Origin of the sequence: Clostridium beijerinckii, assembly GCF_008705175.1 — a bacterium.
GTDB lineage: Bacteria > Bacillota > Clostridia > Clostridiales > Clostridiaceae > Clostridium > Clostridium beijerinckii.
Map to the genome: position 1 here is coordinate 532,537 of NZ_CP043998.1, position 14,191 is coordinate 546,727.

9 protein-coding genes and 1 pseudogene are annotated in these 14,191 nt (G+C 29.7%); 9 read left to right on the top strand and 1 reads right to left on the bottom strand.

Annotated features, from left to right (window positions below):
- Positions 1-5 precede the first annotated feature (5 nt).
- A pseudogene (locus F3K33_RS02680) lies at positions 6-1,308 on the bottom strand (IS110 family RNA-guided transposase).
- A gap of 419 nt (positions 1,309-1,727) precedes the next feature.
- On the opposite strand from F3K33_RS02680, the gene F3K33_RS02685 reads away from it, so the two are divergent.
- The 9 genes from F3K33_RS02685 to F3K33_RS02725 all read left to right on the top strand — a co-directional run bounded on the left by F3K33_RS02685 (position 1,728) and on the right by F3K33_RS02725 (position 14,190).
- Positions 1,728-3,731 (top strand): methyl-accepting chemotaxis protein, encoded by a 2,004-nt coding sequence (locus F3K33_RS02685; protein WP_039768187.1) that lies wholly within the window; start codon positions 1,728-1,730, stop codon positions 3,729-3,731.
- 469 nt (positions 3,732-4,200) lie between these two features.
- Positions 4,201-4,737 (top strand): type II toxin-antitoxin system RelB family anti-toxin, encoded by a 537-nt coding sequence (locus F3K33_RS02690; RefSeq protein ID WP_039768184.1) that lies wholly within the window; start codon positions 4,201-4,203, stop codon positions 4,735-4,737.
- A gap of 329 nt (positions 4,738-5,066) precedes the next feature.
- Positions 5,067-6,281 carry a diaminopropionate ammonia-lyase gene (gene dpaL, locus F3K33_RS02695; protein WP_039768182.1) on the top strand — a complete coding sequence of 405 codons (1,215 nt, stop codon included), beginning with the start codon at positions 5,067-5,069 and terminating at the stop codon, positions 6,279-6,281.
- A 272-nt stretch (positions 6,282-6,553) separates the two neighbouring features.
- Entirely contained in the window at positions 6,554-7,831 is a 1,278-nt protein-coding gene (gene guaD / locus F3K33_RS02700; protein WP_039768179.1) for a guanine deaminase, read from the top strand.
- Positions 7,832-7,847: 16 nt separating this feature from the next.
- Positions 7,848-9,038 (top strand): YgeY family selenium metabolism-linked hydrolase, encoded by a 1,191-nt coding sequence (locus F3K33_RS02705; RefSeq protein ID WP_039768192.1) that lies wholly within the window; start codon positions 7,848-7,850, stop codon positions 9,036-9,038.
- Between the two features lie 4 nt (positions 9,039-9,042).
- Positions 9,043-10,629: an N-acyl-D-amino-acid deacylase family protein gene (locus tag F3K33_RS02710; RefSeq protein ID WP_039768176.1), complete on the top strand. Its 1,587-nt coding sequence runs from the start codon at positions 9,043-9,045 to the stop codon at positions 10,627-10,629.
- Positions 10,630-10,703: 74 nt separating this feature from the next.
- On the top strand, positions 10,704-11,276 hold the full coding sequence (locus F3K33_RS02715) for a nucleotidyltransferase family protein (RefSeq protein WP_243141297.1): 573 nt from the start codon (positions 10,704-10,706) through the stop codon (positions 11,274-11,276).
- A gap of 341 nt (positions 11,277-11,617) precedes the next feature.
- Positions 11,618-12,901: an amidohydrolase family protein gene (locus tag F3K33_RS02720; protein WP_243141296.1), complete on the top strand. Its 1,284-nt coding sequence runs from the start codon at positions 11,618-11,620 to the stop codon at positions 12,899-12,901.
- Positions 12,898-14,190, top strand: a complete 1,293-nt coding sequence (locus tag F3K33_RS02725; RefSeq protein ID WP_051144792.1) for an amidohydrolase family protein — start codon at positions 12,898-12,900, stop codon at positions 14,188-14,190. The genes F3K33_RS02720 and F3K33_RS02725 overlap by 4 nt, the downstream gene beginning before the upstream one ends.
- The last annotated feature ends 1 nt before the right edge of the window (position 14,191 follow it).

The following is a 14,191-nucleotide window of genomic DNA, read 5'->3' on the forward strand; positions in this document are numbered from 1 at the left end:
TAAAATTAAGCGACTTTGTTTAAAGAGTTATTTTCTAGGAACATTTGCTTATGTATTTTGGGATCTCTTTGCTCAAACGGAGTTTGATTTCGGAGAACAGCAAAAATGTAGTTTATAATTTTATGCATTATAGCGACTAAGGCGATTTTAGGCTTTTTGCCTTTAAGGTTTATTTGATAATAATCTAATAGGACTTTATTTATAGGAACTCCATTACGATTGTTACGGATTGAAGCTAGTGCAACAGAATATAATGCTCTTCGACCGATTCGAGTTCCTCTTTTTGAAATTTTATTATCATCGCCTTTAAAATTACCTGATTGATTAACTGAGCTATCAATACCAAAGAAAGCTACAAGATGTTTGGGCTTAAGAAAACCATCAATATCACCTATTTCAGCTATTATAGTAATAGCAGTTAATTGCCCTATGCCAGGAATTGAATCAATTAGTTCAATATTAGCTCTAATAGATTCAGGAAAAGTTTCAGACTGTATAAAATTGTTAATTTTCTGTAGCAATGTATCAATCTCTGATTGAATAGTTTTTATTAATGTTATAGAGCTGGCTATTTTGACGGCTAAACCGTCTAACGGTAAGCCAATTATTTTAGCTTCATTAGCAACCTTAAATAATTTGGAATATGTATTTTCCGACCAGATAATGCCCTTTTTAGAGCTATTAAGGAAAATCTTAATTATATTTTCCTTAGGTGCATCTAAAATTGATTGTGGCGTTGGATATTGACTTAAAAGCTCAATTGAACTTTTAGATGTTGAATCTGAAAATATAGTATTATAGCCAGGAAAAATAACTCTTAAATCAGCGGATAATTTTTTCTTAAAAGTAGAGCTAGTATCTGTAAGTTTTGTAATACTCTCTTAAAAGATTTTTCAGAAGAAAAATATCAAGGCTAAGTTGTTGTGATAACTTAATGTTTTGAAATTTTCCTATTGTTGCAATAGATAAAGCGTCTTTTTTATCATTTTTCACTTTTCTTATGTCACCATTTTTGTTAGACTTAGTAACGAGTGGATTGATAACAAATGTGTTATCGAAATATTTATTAAGATAGTGGAAAAGAGATAAATGGTACACGCCAGTGGACTCCATGAAAATTGCAGTTTTCATGTTAAACTCTTCTTCCACTTTTTTTATTTCATTAACTAAGTGGTTGAAGCCATTGAGATCATGCTTTATTTTAAATGACTTCTTATAAATATCACCATTCGGTGCGAGTATTGCAGTATATGAAAAATCAGCTGAAACATCAATTCCTATTACAGGACTATAAAAAAAATTAGACATTGTATATATCTCCTTAAATTAAATTTTAGATATAGAATAGAACTTCCACTCTGTCAGATAGCTTATAACCTTGTTTGTGACACGGGTAATTCCCGAAGGGAAACCCAACCAGCTAAACATAGAATTCTACCTGATGAAATGATACGCTTTTTTACGGGTATAGGTTCTAAAAGACCTCCCAGGAGGTTTACATCTATCTTCTATTCAGGAGTATTATACTAGACTATATAAAACTTGGTTAGATTCCTTTAAGGAATTTAAATAAAAAACTATTTAAGATATGAAATGCATATTCCCTATCGGGGCGTAGGCAAAGTAATAAATTAGAATATTAAAAATAATAAGAGGTGTAATGTTCGTTAGAAAGATAAATAGTTTTCTATCAAATGTTACAACTAGATTATACAAGGAGGTTAAAAATGAAGTTACATAAGTTAAAATTAAATAGTATTAGAACTAAGCTGGTTATTAGTTTGTTCGGAATATGTATAATACCATTAATTATTCTTGGATATGGTTCTAATAAACAAGCTAAGTTAATTCTCACCGAAAAATTAAAGACAACAAGTCAGCAAACACTTTTAGAGATGAATGATGGAATTAATAATTATTTTAATGGTTTTAGCAGCATGACTAACATGTTATCAAGTAATTATAACTTTATTAATTCTGATAAGGAGGAAGCATATTCATTTACAGCAGCAATGTTACAGAATGTAAAAGAAAGTAATAGAGATATTTATAGTGTATATTTTGCAACAGAAGATGGAAAATTTGAAATATACCCCAATGAAAAAATGCCCTATGGTTATAATCCAAAAGAGAAAAATTGGTATAAGAAAGCGCTTGAGAGTAATCATCAAGTAATAATAACTTTACCATTTCAAGATGCTCAAACGGGAAAAAATGTTGTAGCTATAGCAAAAGCCGTAGAAAGGGATGGAAATGTAATAGGTGTCTGCGCAATGAGTGTTTCAGTTGATACTCTTTTAGAAAAGATAGGAACAAAGAAAATAGGAAATACAGGATATATTTTTATTTCTGACATTGAAGGAAAAAATATGATAGTTAATCCTAATAAAGATTTAATCGGTAGTGATAATGCATCTAAACAACCATTTTGGCAAGATGTAAAAACTCAAGATAAGGGATTTGTAACTTATGAAGATAATAATGTAAAGAGGTTTGGAGTTTATGAAACCAATAAGGCTACAGGCTGGAAATTAGTAGCTACATTAGATGAAAAAGAAATAATTAATGATACGAATTCCATATTAACTACCACATCAATTATAACTTTAGTTATAAGTCTAATTTCAATAATTTTATCCTTATTATTAAGTAGAGGTATAGCGGAAAATATAAAAAAACTAAAAGGAGTATTTGAAAAGGCTTCTAAGGGAGATTTAACAGTATCTATGGTCACATATACAAAAGATGAATTTATGGATTTATCAAACTCTTTTAATGAGATGATAAGAAATATATCAAGGCTTATGGAGAATGTTACAAAATCATCTAAAACAGTATTAGAAACTTCATCAAATTTGGCTAGCATGTCACAGGAAGTAACAGCCTCTATAAGTGAAGTTTCAAAAGCAATAGAAGATGTTTCACAAGGTGCAACAACTCAATCACAAAATGTCCAAAATGGAGTTTTAGAAATGAATGATTTATCAAATAGACTAGATAAAATTAGTAAAAATTCTTATGAAATGGATAAGCTTTCTGAAAAAACTAAAGAGTTAGGATCTAAAGGATTATCTATGGTAGATATATTAGCGGAAAAATCAAATAAAACTAAACTTGCGTCTAATGAAGTTAACGACATAGTTCAGGACATGAATGAAAGTACTAAAATAATAAATACAATATCTGAAAAGATATCCCAAATAACCGAGCAAACTAATCTTTTATCTTTAAATGCAAGTATAGAGGCTGCACGTGCAGGTGAAGCTGGTAAAGGGTTTGCTGTTGTAGCAGAAGAAATAAGAAAACTTGCAGAGCAGTCTAAGACGGCAACAGAAGAAATAAAGAATATCATAGTAAATATACAAGAAAAGTCAAATACAGTTGTAAAGGCTATTAAAGTTACAGAACAGGTAATAAATGAACAAGATTTATCAGTTAACAACACACATGATATATTTAATGAAATTCTTAATTCAATTGGGGGGATGATCAATAAGGTTGAGGAAGTAAAACTATCTGTGGCTGATATAGATAAAAAAAAGTGCAGAGTAGTAACAGAAATTGAAAATATTTCATCTATATCACAAGAAAATGCAGCTGTATCAGAAGAAGTGACAGCTTCAACAGAAGAAATAAGTGGGGCTATGGATAAGTATACTGAATATGCAGACGAGCTTCAATTATTAGCAGAAAAGTTAAATTTAGAAATAAAAAGATTTAAGATAAATTAAGATATGCAATGAATTTAATTTCTATAGCTTTGTGTCGACCGAAGCTTCGAATATTTAATAATAGTTTATATAAAGTAGGCTCAGCTCAAATTCGCATTTGAGTCATAAGAAAACATTTTTACTGAGATCATGACTATGGAAGATACAAGTAATACATATTTAAATGCTAATAGTTGATATTAGGATTTATATGATATAACAGTTAGCTATTATCAACGAAAAAAATTAATAAGTAAATTTATACATAAAGATAGTTTTTGCGTTATAATTTTATTGTTATATAATATTATAACAATAAAATAGTTTAAAAATGAATATTTAATAGTATAATATTTTTTATACTTTATAAATTTAGAATTCCAAATAAAATAATGGTTTGAAATTATTTATTACTTATATAAAATAATAGATAATAGGAGATTTTAGAGGAATTCTATAAAAATGTTCTTAGTATTAGGAGAGATTTTATATGATTGGAGAAAAAATAAGAGAAAGAAGACAACAATTAGGATTGAGCCTAAAGGAATTAGCTGAAAAAACAGATTTGACATCTGGTTTTTTAAGTCAAATAGAAAGAGATTTATCAGAGCCATCAATTTCATCACTACGAAAAATTGCAGAAGTTTTGGGAGTGGCTGTGTTTTACTTTTTAATAGATAATAAGGTTAAAAACCCAGTAGTAAGACATAATGAAAGGAAGAAAATAAGATTCTCAGAATCTCATATGACATATGAACTACTATGCCCAGATATGGATAGACAGCTGGAAATGTTTATGGCTAAGCTGGAGCCAGGAGCCATGACTTGTAGTGAACCATTAACTCACCCCGGAGAAGAAGTAACCTATGTTTTAAAGGGAAAGATGTGGATAAAAATAGGCACAGATGAGTATACCCTCGAAGAAGGTGATACAATTTACTATTTTGGAACAACTCCACACCAAATTATTAATACTGGTTCAGAAGAACTAATATTTATTTCAACCATTACTCCTCCTCAATTCTAAAAAATAATACAATTATTATGAATTTATTGACAACCTATTTAAGAAATGATATTATACAGACATTAAATAAATTTAGTCACATTAAACTTATATTGACGATGGAGTCATCACATAATTATTTGTGGTGGCTTTTTTTTATTGGTACTGGATATTGAACAATTATTCTTATAATTAAAATAAACATAGAGTAGGCGATTTGTGCAAAGGGGTATCTTATCATTAATCTATTATTAAATAATTAGTTAGAGTAAGGTGTATCATAAAAATTAAGTATAAGTAAAAATAACAGTAACTTATTTTATGTATTAAGAGTAGAGAGGATAATCATAATGACTGAAAATTTTAAGAACGTTAATTTTAAGAGGAAAAATGAAAAGAAAACACCATTAGATTTTTTAAGTATTGATGTTGCAAGAAAAGCACAAAAATTTCATAGCAGTTTTCATAATTATAGTATGACTCCGCTTACTGAGCTTAAGAATTTAGCTAGTACTTTAGGTGTGAGTAATATATATGTAAAAGATGAGTCATACAGATTTGGATTAAATGCATTTAAAGTGCTTGGAGGAAGTTATGCAATAGGTAATTATATTGCCGAAAAACTAGGACAAGATATAGACAATCTACCATACGACAAAATAACTTCTGATGAAGTGAAAAAAGAACTTGGAGATATAACATTTATTACTGCAACAGATGGAAATCACGGGCGTGGAGTTGCATGGACAGCGAATAGATTGAAACAAAAATCTGTAGTTTATATGCCAAAAGGCAGTTCTTTAGAGAGATTAAATAATATAAGAGCCGAAGGGGCAGATGCTTCTATAACTGACATGAATTATGACGAAGCTGTAAGATTTTCAAATGATCTGGCTGAGAAAAATGGATGGGTAATGGTTCAAGATACAGCATGGGAAGGGTATGAAAAAATACCAAATTGGATTATGCAAGGATATACTACAATGGCATATGAATCATATATGCAGTTGCAAAAAATGAAAGAAGATATGCCAACACATATTTTTTTACAAGCAGGGGTTGGAGCTTTTGCAGGAGCAGTTCAAGGATTTTTTGCTAGTGTCTATGGTGAAAATAGGCCAATAACAACGATAGTAGAACCTAATAAGGCTGATTGCATTTATAGAACAGCGGAGAAAAATGATGGTAAACTTCATTTTGTCAAAGGTGATATGGATACAATAATGGCGGGACTTGCTTGTGGGGAACCATGTAGAATAGGATACGAAGTTCTGCGTGATTATAGTGATAATTATGTATCTTGTCCAGATTATGTAACAGCAAAAGGTATGAGAATTATGGGAAACCCTATTGAAGATGATAAAAAGATTATTTCAGGAGAAAGCGGAGCAGTTACTATTGGACTCATTGCAGAAATTTTGGAGAATAAAGATTTACAATGGCTAAAAGAAGAATTAAAGCTTGATGAAAATTCAAGAATCCTTTGTTTCAGTACTGAAGGAAATACAGATAAAGAAAGCTATAGAGATATAGTATGGAATGGAAAGTATCCAAGCTATAGATAAACAAGTTGAAAGTTATACTTATGTGATAACGTAACAAAACCATAAATATTTTGTTCTGAAAAACTAACAACCTTTGACAGCTCATTTTCAAATGTTTTCTCCATCTTATGACCCATGTGGTTACAAATATATTTATGATTTTTAGTGAAGATACGAACTTAAAGTATTAGCAACTTTGTAAATATATTCATCTAATAAGTCTAATTCTTAAACTTGATATCTATAAATTAAATATGGGATTTCAATATCTATTAAACTAAGGAGGGTGATTTATGAAAGGTTGCGAAAATGATATTAAAATTTTAAAAGGAAATATAGTGTATACAGAAACAAGTGAATTGTTTAATATAGCCGAAAATGGATATATAGTAGTTCAAGGAAATTTTGTTGAAGGAGTATATAAGGAGTTACCAGAAAGATATAAAAATATAAAGATTAATGATTATGGAAACAAACTTATAATTCCTGGTTTTGTAGATTTACATACTCATGCTTCTCAATTTGCTATAAAAGGTATTGGATATGATAAAGAATTGTTACCATGGCTTAAAACATATACTTTTCCAGAAGAAGCGAAATTTCAAGACTTATCTTATGCTAAAAAGGTTTATAAGGAATTTACTGATGACCTATATGCTGAAGGAACTACAAGAGCTGTTATTTTTGCAACAATTCACCCTGAAGCTACGGAAATTTTAATGAGCTTAATTGAAGAAAAAGGAATAATATCATATGTAGGAAAAGTAAATATGGACAGAAATTGTCCTGATATATTAAGAGAAGACAGTGAAGAGTCAATAAAAATGACTATAAAGTGGTTGGACAATTGTAATAAAAAATATAAATTTGTAAGACCCATAATTACGCCAAGATTTGTGCCAAGTTGTACAGGATACTTAATGAAAGCGTTAGGTAATATCGCAACAAATAGAAATATGCCAATCCAATCACATCTATCAGAAAACTTATCAGAAATTAAATGGGTAAAGGAATTACACCCAGAATGTAAAAATTATGCTGATGTATATAATCAATTAAATCTCTTTGGACAAACGAAAACTATAATGGCTCATTGTGTTCACTTAACAGAAGAAGAGATAGACACAATTGTAAAAAATAATGTTATAGTAGCACATTGTCCAACTTCTAATGTAAATTTATCAAGTGGAATATCTCCGATAAACAAACTATTAAAGAGAAAAGTTCAAATAGGACTTGGATCAGATATAGCTGGTGGAGAAAGTTTAAGTATGTTTTCAGTAATGGCGTGCGCAATTAGAATATCAAAATTAAGAAAAGAGTGCTTTATGGAAGAGGAAAAATCTTTAACACTTCAAGAAGTTTTTTATTTAGCAACAAAAGGTGGAGGAAGTTTTTTCGGAAAGGTTGGAAGCTTTGAAAAAGGATATGAATTTGATGCCTTAGTAATAGATGATGATAACTTATGGAAAATTGATAAAGGAACAATTGAAGAAAGATTAGAAAGATTAATATATCTAGGTGATAAGAAAAATATAACGAATAGATATGTATGCGGAAATGAAATATAAGAAGGGTAGGTTATTTATGGATAAGGATAGAAAAGAAAAATTAATAAAACTTTGCCAAGATATTATTAGAATTCAAAGTTACTCAGGTAACGAAGGAGAGGTAGTTGGGTGCTTAGAAGAGAATATGAAAAGTATTGGCTTCGATGAAATTATTGTAGATAAGTATGGAAGTATAATTGGAAAAATAAAAGGGAACAGACCAGGTAACAAAGTACTTTTTGATGCCCATATTGACACAGTTCCAGTAAATAATCCAGAAGAATGGAAACATGATCCCTTTGGAGCTGAAATAGATGAAGATAAGATTTATGGAAGAGGTACGTCTGATATGAAAGGTTCTTTAGCAGCTATGATAATTGCAGCAGAATTTTTCGCTAAGGATAATAACAGGGATTTCCCAGGAGAAATATATATTGCTGGAGTAGTTCATGAAGAATGTTTCGAAGGAGTCGCAGCAAGAAATATAAGCGAACTTGTAAAGCCAGATTATGTGGTAATAGGAGAAGCCTCTGAACTCAATCTTAAAATAGGGCAACGTGGACGTGCTGAAATTGTAGTTGAAACTTTTGGAGTTCCTGCTCATTCAGCTAATCCAGAAAAAGGAGTTAATGCAGTTTATAGCATATCTAAAATAATTAATAAGCTTCAAGAAATTAAATATGAAGAAGATGACTTTTTAGGTAAAGGAATTCTAGAACTTACAGATATTAAATCATCACCTTATCCAGGGGCATCTGTTGTACCAAGTTATTGTAAGGCGACCTATGATAGAAGGTTACTAGTTGGTGAAACTAAAGAAGGTGTTTTAGAGCCAATAATAAAATTAATAGATGAATTAAAAAATGAATCATCTAATATTAATTACAAGGTCTCTTATGCTAGAGGAACAGAGAAATGTCATACAGGGGAAGTAATTGAAGGAGAGAGATTTTTTCCAGCATGGTGTTATAAAGAGGATGAAGTATTTGTACAAAAAACTTTCAAAGGTTTATGCGATATTGGATTGAATCCAAAGATAACTAACTATTCCTTCTGCACAAATGGAAGTCATTATGCTGGCGAAGCTAATATAAAAACTATAGGTTTTGGTCCATCAAAAGAAAATATAGCACATACTATTGATGAATATATTGAAATAGAGCAGTTAGCTAAGGCATCTGAAGGTTATTATAAAATAATGGGAACATTATTAGGACTAGAGGAATAAGAAAATGAAATGGATGATAAGTAATGGAACTATAGTTGATGGAACTAATAAACCAGCATACAGTGGAGATTTAATAATAAGTGATGATACAATTGCAGAAATTGGTAATTTGGAAAGTAAAAAGGAAGCCATGGATTATGTATTAGATGCAAGTGGCTTGATTATTGCTCCAGGATTTATTGATACACATAGTCATTCAGATTTAGAAATCTTAAGTAATCAAAATATAAGGCCTAAGATTTACCAAGGGATAACAACTGAGGTTTTGGGACAAGATGGTGTATCTATAGCCCCGCTGCCAAGTAAATTCATTAAGGATTGGAGGAAAAATCTAAGCGGTCTTGATGGTGACAGTGATGAAATTTCGTGGGATTATAAAACAGTAAAAGATTATTTTAATGCAATTGAAGATAGGGGATTAGTATCTAATGTATGTTATCTTGTGCCCCACGGAAATATCAGAATGGAGGCAATGGGGCTTTCTTCAAATAAAGCAGGCAAAGAGGACATAGAAAGCATGAAATTAATTTTACGAAGAGAGCTTGAGTCAGGTGCTATTGGATTATCTTCAGGGCTTATATACATTCCATGCGCTTATGGTGATACAGAAGAGTTAATTGAGCTTTGCAAAGTAGTTGCGGAATATAATAAGATTTTTGTAGTACACCAAAGAAGTGAAGCAAACGAAATTATTGATTCAATGAAAGAAATAATTAGGATTGGTAAAGAAAGCGGTGTTAAAATACATTTTTCTCATTTTAAAATTTGTGGGAAAAATAATTGGCATAAAATAGATGATATAGTTTCTCTTATAGAAGAAGCACAAAAAGAAGGAGTAAAGATATCTTTTGATCAATACCCATATGATGCTGGAAGTACGATGCTTAGTGTTATAATCCCGCCATGGGTTCACAGTGGTGGAACTAATAAAATGCTGGAAAGAATAAAATCAAAAGAGTTAAGACAAAAGATTATTAATGAAATATATGAAACAAATTGTAATTGGGATAACTTTGTTGAATTTGCAGGTATAGATGGAATATATATTACTTCAGTAAAAACATATAAGAATAAAGAGATTATAGGGAAAAACTTAAAAGAGCTAGGGGAAATAAGGAATCAAGATCCGATAGAAGCAACGTTAGATTTATTAATAGAAGAAGAAAATGCAGTTGGAATGATTGATTATTACGGATCAGAAGAACATGTAATCCAATTTATGAAAATGCCTGAACAAAATTTTTGCACTGATGGTTTGCTTGGGGGAAAACCTCATCCAAGGGTATATGGGGCTTTTCCAAGAGCATTAGGTCGATATGTTAGAGAGCTTAAGGCTTTAACATTGGAAGAAGCAATACATAAAATGACTAGTAAATCTGCGGTCACAATGGGAATAAAGGATAGAGGATGTCTTGATGTCGGATTTAAAGCTGATATAGTAATATTCGATAAAGATAAGATAATAGATAAAGGTACATTTATTGAACCTGAGCAATATCCAGAAGGAATATCATATGTAATTGTAAATGGAAATATTGTTGTAGAAAATGAAAATTACTCTCCTGGCAACTATGGAGCTATTATAAAGTGAGAAACTTAGAATGAACTTTCATTATATTATTAATATGTTAAGAATGATACATATTAGATGAAGAGGGTCGAAGAATGATGGATGTAGATGGAGTTATACTAGCAGCGGGATATTCAAGTAGAGCTAATGCTTTTAAAATGGAACTTGAAATTAATAATAAGCCAATCTTACAGAGATGCATAGAGGCTTTATATGATAACTGTAATAATATAATAGTAGTTAGTGGGTATAAGCATGAGAAGATAAATAGATTGGTAGAAAATTATACAAAGGCAAAAGTAGTATATAATGATGAATTTCATAAGGGAATGTTTAGTTCTGTAAAAAAGGGAATACGATATGTTACGGCATCAAAATTCTTACTTACTCCTGGAGATTATCCGTTAATAAATAAAGATATAATAAAGAAATTACTAAGTGAAGAGAAGGAAATAGTTATACCAAGCTTTAATATGAGAGGCGGACATCCGATTTTATTAGGTAGAAATCTAATAAGAGAAATATTACAAGAACCTGATGACTCTAATTTAAAAAAATATTTGAGTAAGAAGCAGTGCTCGTACCTTAATATAAATGATAAAGGAATATTGTTGGATGTTGATACTATGGAAGATTACGAAAATGTGAAAAATAATATTAAAAAATAATTATAATAATAAATTATTTTCAATATTATTGACTTATTAGAGAAGGACGATATATAATATTTAATAAAAATAAAAAAATTTAATAAAAGTTAAGTATAGACAAAGAGGTCTTATTTCAAAATCAGAAGTAAGGCCTCTTTTTGTTTTTATTACTCAAAAAATTCTAATAAGGCTAAAATAAGAAAAATTTTAGATAAGTATAATATAAAAATTTAGAATTCAAATTTAGAAAACTATATTAAGTATATGGAAAATTTATAGGCTAATTATTACTTAAAAGGATAATAGATATGAAAAGAAAATTTTAAACTTATCTAAAAGGGGGAGATTTTATTTTTGATTTGGGAATATTAAATGGAAGATTATATTTAGAAGGAAATTTCATATACAGCAATTTATATATAAAAAATGGAATCATAGATACAGTATCTACATCAATTTTAGAGTGTAGAGAAAAATATGATGCTAAAGGAAAAATGGTTTTACCAGGATTCATAGATGCACATGTACATTTTAATTTAGGTGTTGGAGAAAATGTTTCAATTGATGATTTTTTTGAAGGTTCAAAAAAGGCAGCTATAGGAGGGGTAACAACATTTATAGATTTCTTAGATCCAATTGATGATGTTAGTCAGTTAGATGAAGCTTTTAATAAAAGATATGAGCTAGCAAAAAAAAGTGTTGTTGATTATGGTTTTCATGTGACACTTGGAAATCCAGATGGAGATGTTAAAGAACTCCTAAACAAAAGTTCTTTACTTGGTATGCCAACTATAAAATTATTTACAACATACTCATCAACTAATAGACAAACAAAGGATTATTACATAGATGAATTACTAAAACATTCAAAGAAAACAAAAACTAGAGTATTAGTTCATGCAGAAAATAATGACATGATAAGAGAGAAAAATATTTTTGTAAAAGATCACGAAAAAGCAAGACCAGTGCTTTCAGAAATTACAGAAGTTCTAAAATTAACTGAAATGGCAAGATATAGAGATGGTCTTTTATATATTGTTCATACTAATTGTGGAACTACTCTTGAAAGGTTAAAGGATATTTATTCAAATGAATTACATTCAACAGTAATATTAGAAAGTGCACCTCATTATTTTAAATTTAATTCTTCATTATATGAAAGAGAAGATGGATATTTATATACTATGACACCACCTTTAAGAAGTGAAGAAGAAAGATTAAAGATGATTAATAATATAGATGCAATTGATGTAATAGGTACAGATCACTGTCCTTTTTCTAAAAGACTAAAAAATAAGAAGTATACAAGTGAAATTCCCATGGGAATAGATGGAGTAAAGTATTCATTTTTAAATATGTTTACTATTTTTGGAGAAAGTATAATTTCTAAATTTACAGTAGAACCTTCAAAGATTCATGGATTATATCCTAAAAAAGGAACGATAATGCCGGGTAGTGATGGAGATATAGTAGTTTTTGACCCAAATAAGACAACTAAAATAGTCGATGCTAATTCTGTTTATCATGATGAAATTTTGAAAGGTGAAATAAGTGCAACTATATCTAAAGGAAAGATTGTAGTTAGTGAAGGTGAATTTATAGGTGGACAAGGTGAGTATTTACCAAGGAGGTTACAAGTATGATTAAAGCATTAATAAATGTTAATATATTTAATTTTGATTCATTAAAAGAAAAATCTTATGTGTTATTTGATAAACAAATAATTGAAGTGGGTTCCATGGAAAACTTTAAGGGAGCAGATGAAGTATATGATTGTGATGATCAAATATTAATGCCTGGACTTGTAAATTGCCATAGCCATATCTATTCAACCTTTGCTAGAGGATGGATTACCGAATTTGATCCTAAAAGTTTTGTAGATTTACTAGAGCAAATGTGGTGGAAATTAGATAAGGTTCTTGATGAAAAAGATGTTTATTATAGTGCTCTTGTTAGTGGAATTGAATTTATAAGAAATGGAGTAACTACAGTAGTAGATCATCACGCTAGTGGGAGAAAAATAAGAGGTAGCTTAAATTTATTAAAAAGGGCTTTATGTGATTATATAGGAATCCGAGGAGTATTTTGTTTCGAAAGTAGCGATAGATTCCCAATAGATGAATGTATCGAAGAAAACATAGAGTTTAGTAAAATTCATTCAACTATGACAAGTGGATTATTTGGAATGCATGCATGTTTGACATTAAGTGATGAGTCATTGAAGAAAATAGCAGATAGAAGTAAAGGAATGCCGATACACATTCATGTTGGTGAAAGTGATGAGGATAATATAGAAAGTATTGAGAAATTTAAAAAAACACCTATCGAAAGATTAGAGGAACATGGATTGCTTAGAGAAAACTCGATTTTATCACATTGTATCTATTTAAGTGAAAATGATATGGATATTTTAAAAAAGTATAAGGTTTATGTAGCATTAAATCCTACTTCCAATTTTAATAATGCGGTGGGTTTAGCAGATGTATTGGAACTTGAGAAGAGGGAAATAAAATGTCTTTTAGGTAATGATGGGCTTGGATTTAATTTAACTAGAGACATGATTAATTTAATGTTTGGAATGCACTTGAAGTATAAGAATCCTACAGCATATGCTTTAGGGAACATTAAGAAGATTATAGAAAACAACTACGAGTATGCAAGTAACATTTTAGGCTGTAAGCTTGGAAAAATTGAAGAAGGATACGAAGCAGATTTTCTAACTTTAGAATATAATGCACCTACGCCAATAACAGAAAATAATTTATTTGGTCATTTTTTTTATGGAATGTTAGATAATTTTAAACCTAAAAATGTTTGGTGCAATGGTGAAATTAGATTAAAAGATTATAAGGTATTGCATGATGAAGAAAAAATATATAAAGAATCAACTCAAATAGCACGTGAGATTTGGGAAAAGTGTAAGGAGAAATAAT

Excerpts from the sequence above, each read along its gene's own strand:
- F3K33_RS02685 (WP_039768187.1), top strand. The coding sequence starts at position 1,728 with ATGAAGTTACATAAGTTAAAATTAAATAGTATTAGAACTAAGCTGGTT.
- F3K33_RS02690 (WP_039768184.1), top strand. The coding sequence starts at position 4,201 with ATGATTGGAGAAAAAATAAGAGAAAGAAGACAACAATTAGGATTGAGC.
- dpaL (WP_039768182.1), top strand. The coding sequence starts at position 5,067 with ATGACTGAAAATTTTAAGAACGTTAATTTTAAGAGGAAAAATGAAAAG.
- guaD (WP_039768179.1), top strand. The coding sequence starts at position 6,554 with ATGAAAGGTTGCGAAAATGATATTAAAATTTTAAAAGGAAATATAGTG.
- F3K33_RS02705 (WP_039768192.1), top strand. The coding sequence starts at position 7,848 with ATGGATAAGGATAGAAAAGAAAAATTAATAAAACTTTGCCAAGATATT.
- F3K33_RS02710 (WP_039768176.1), top strand. The coding sequence starts at position 9,043 with ATGAAATGGATGATAAGTAATGGAACTATAGTTGATGGAACTAATAAA.
- F3K33_RS02715 (WP_243141297.1), top strand. The coding sequence starts at position 10,704 with ATGATGGATGTAGATGGAGTTATACTAGCAGCGGGATATTCAAGTAGA.
- F3K33_RS02725 (WP_051144792.1), top strand. The coding sequence starts at position 12,898 with ATGATTAAAGCATTAATAAATGTTAATATATTTAATTTTGATTCATTA.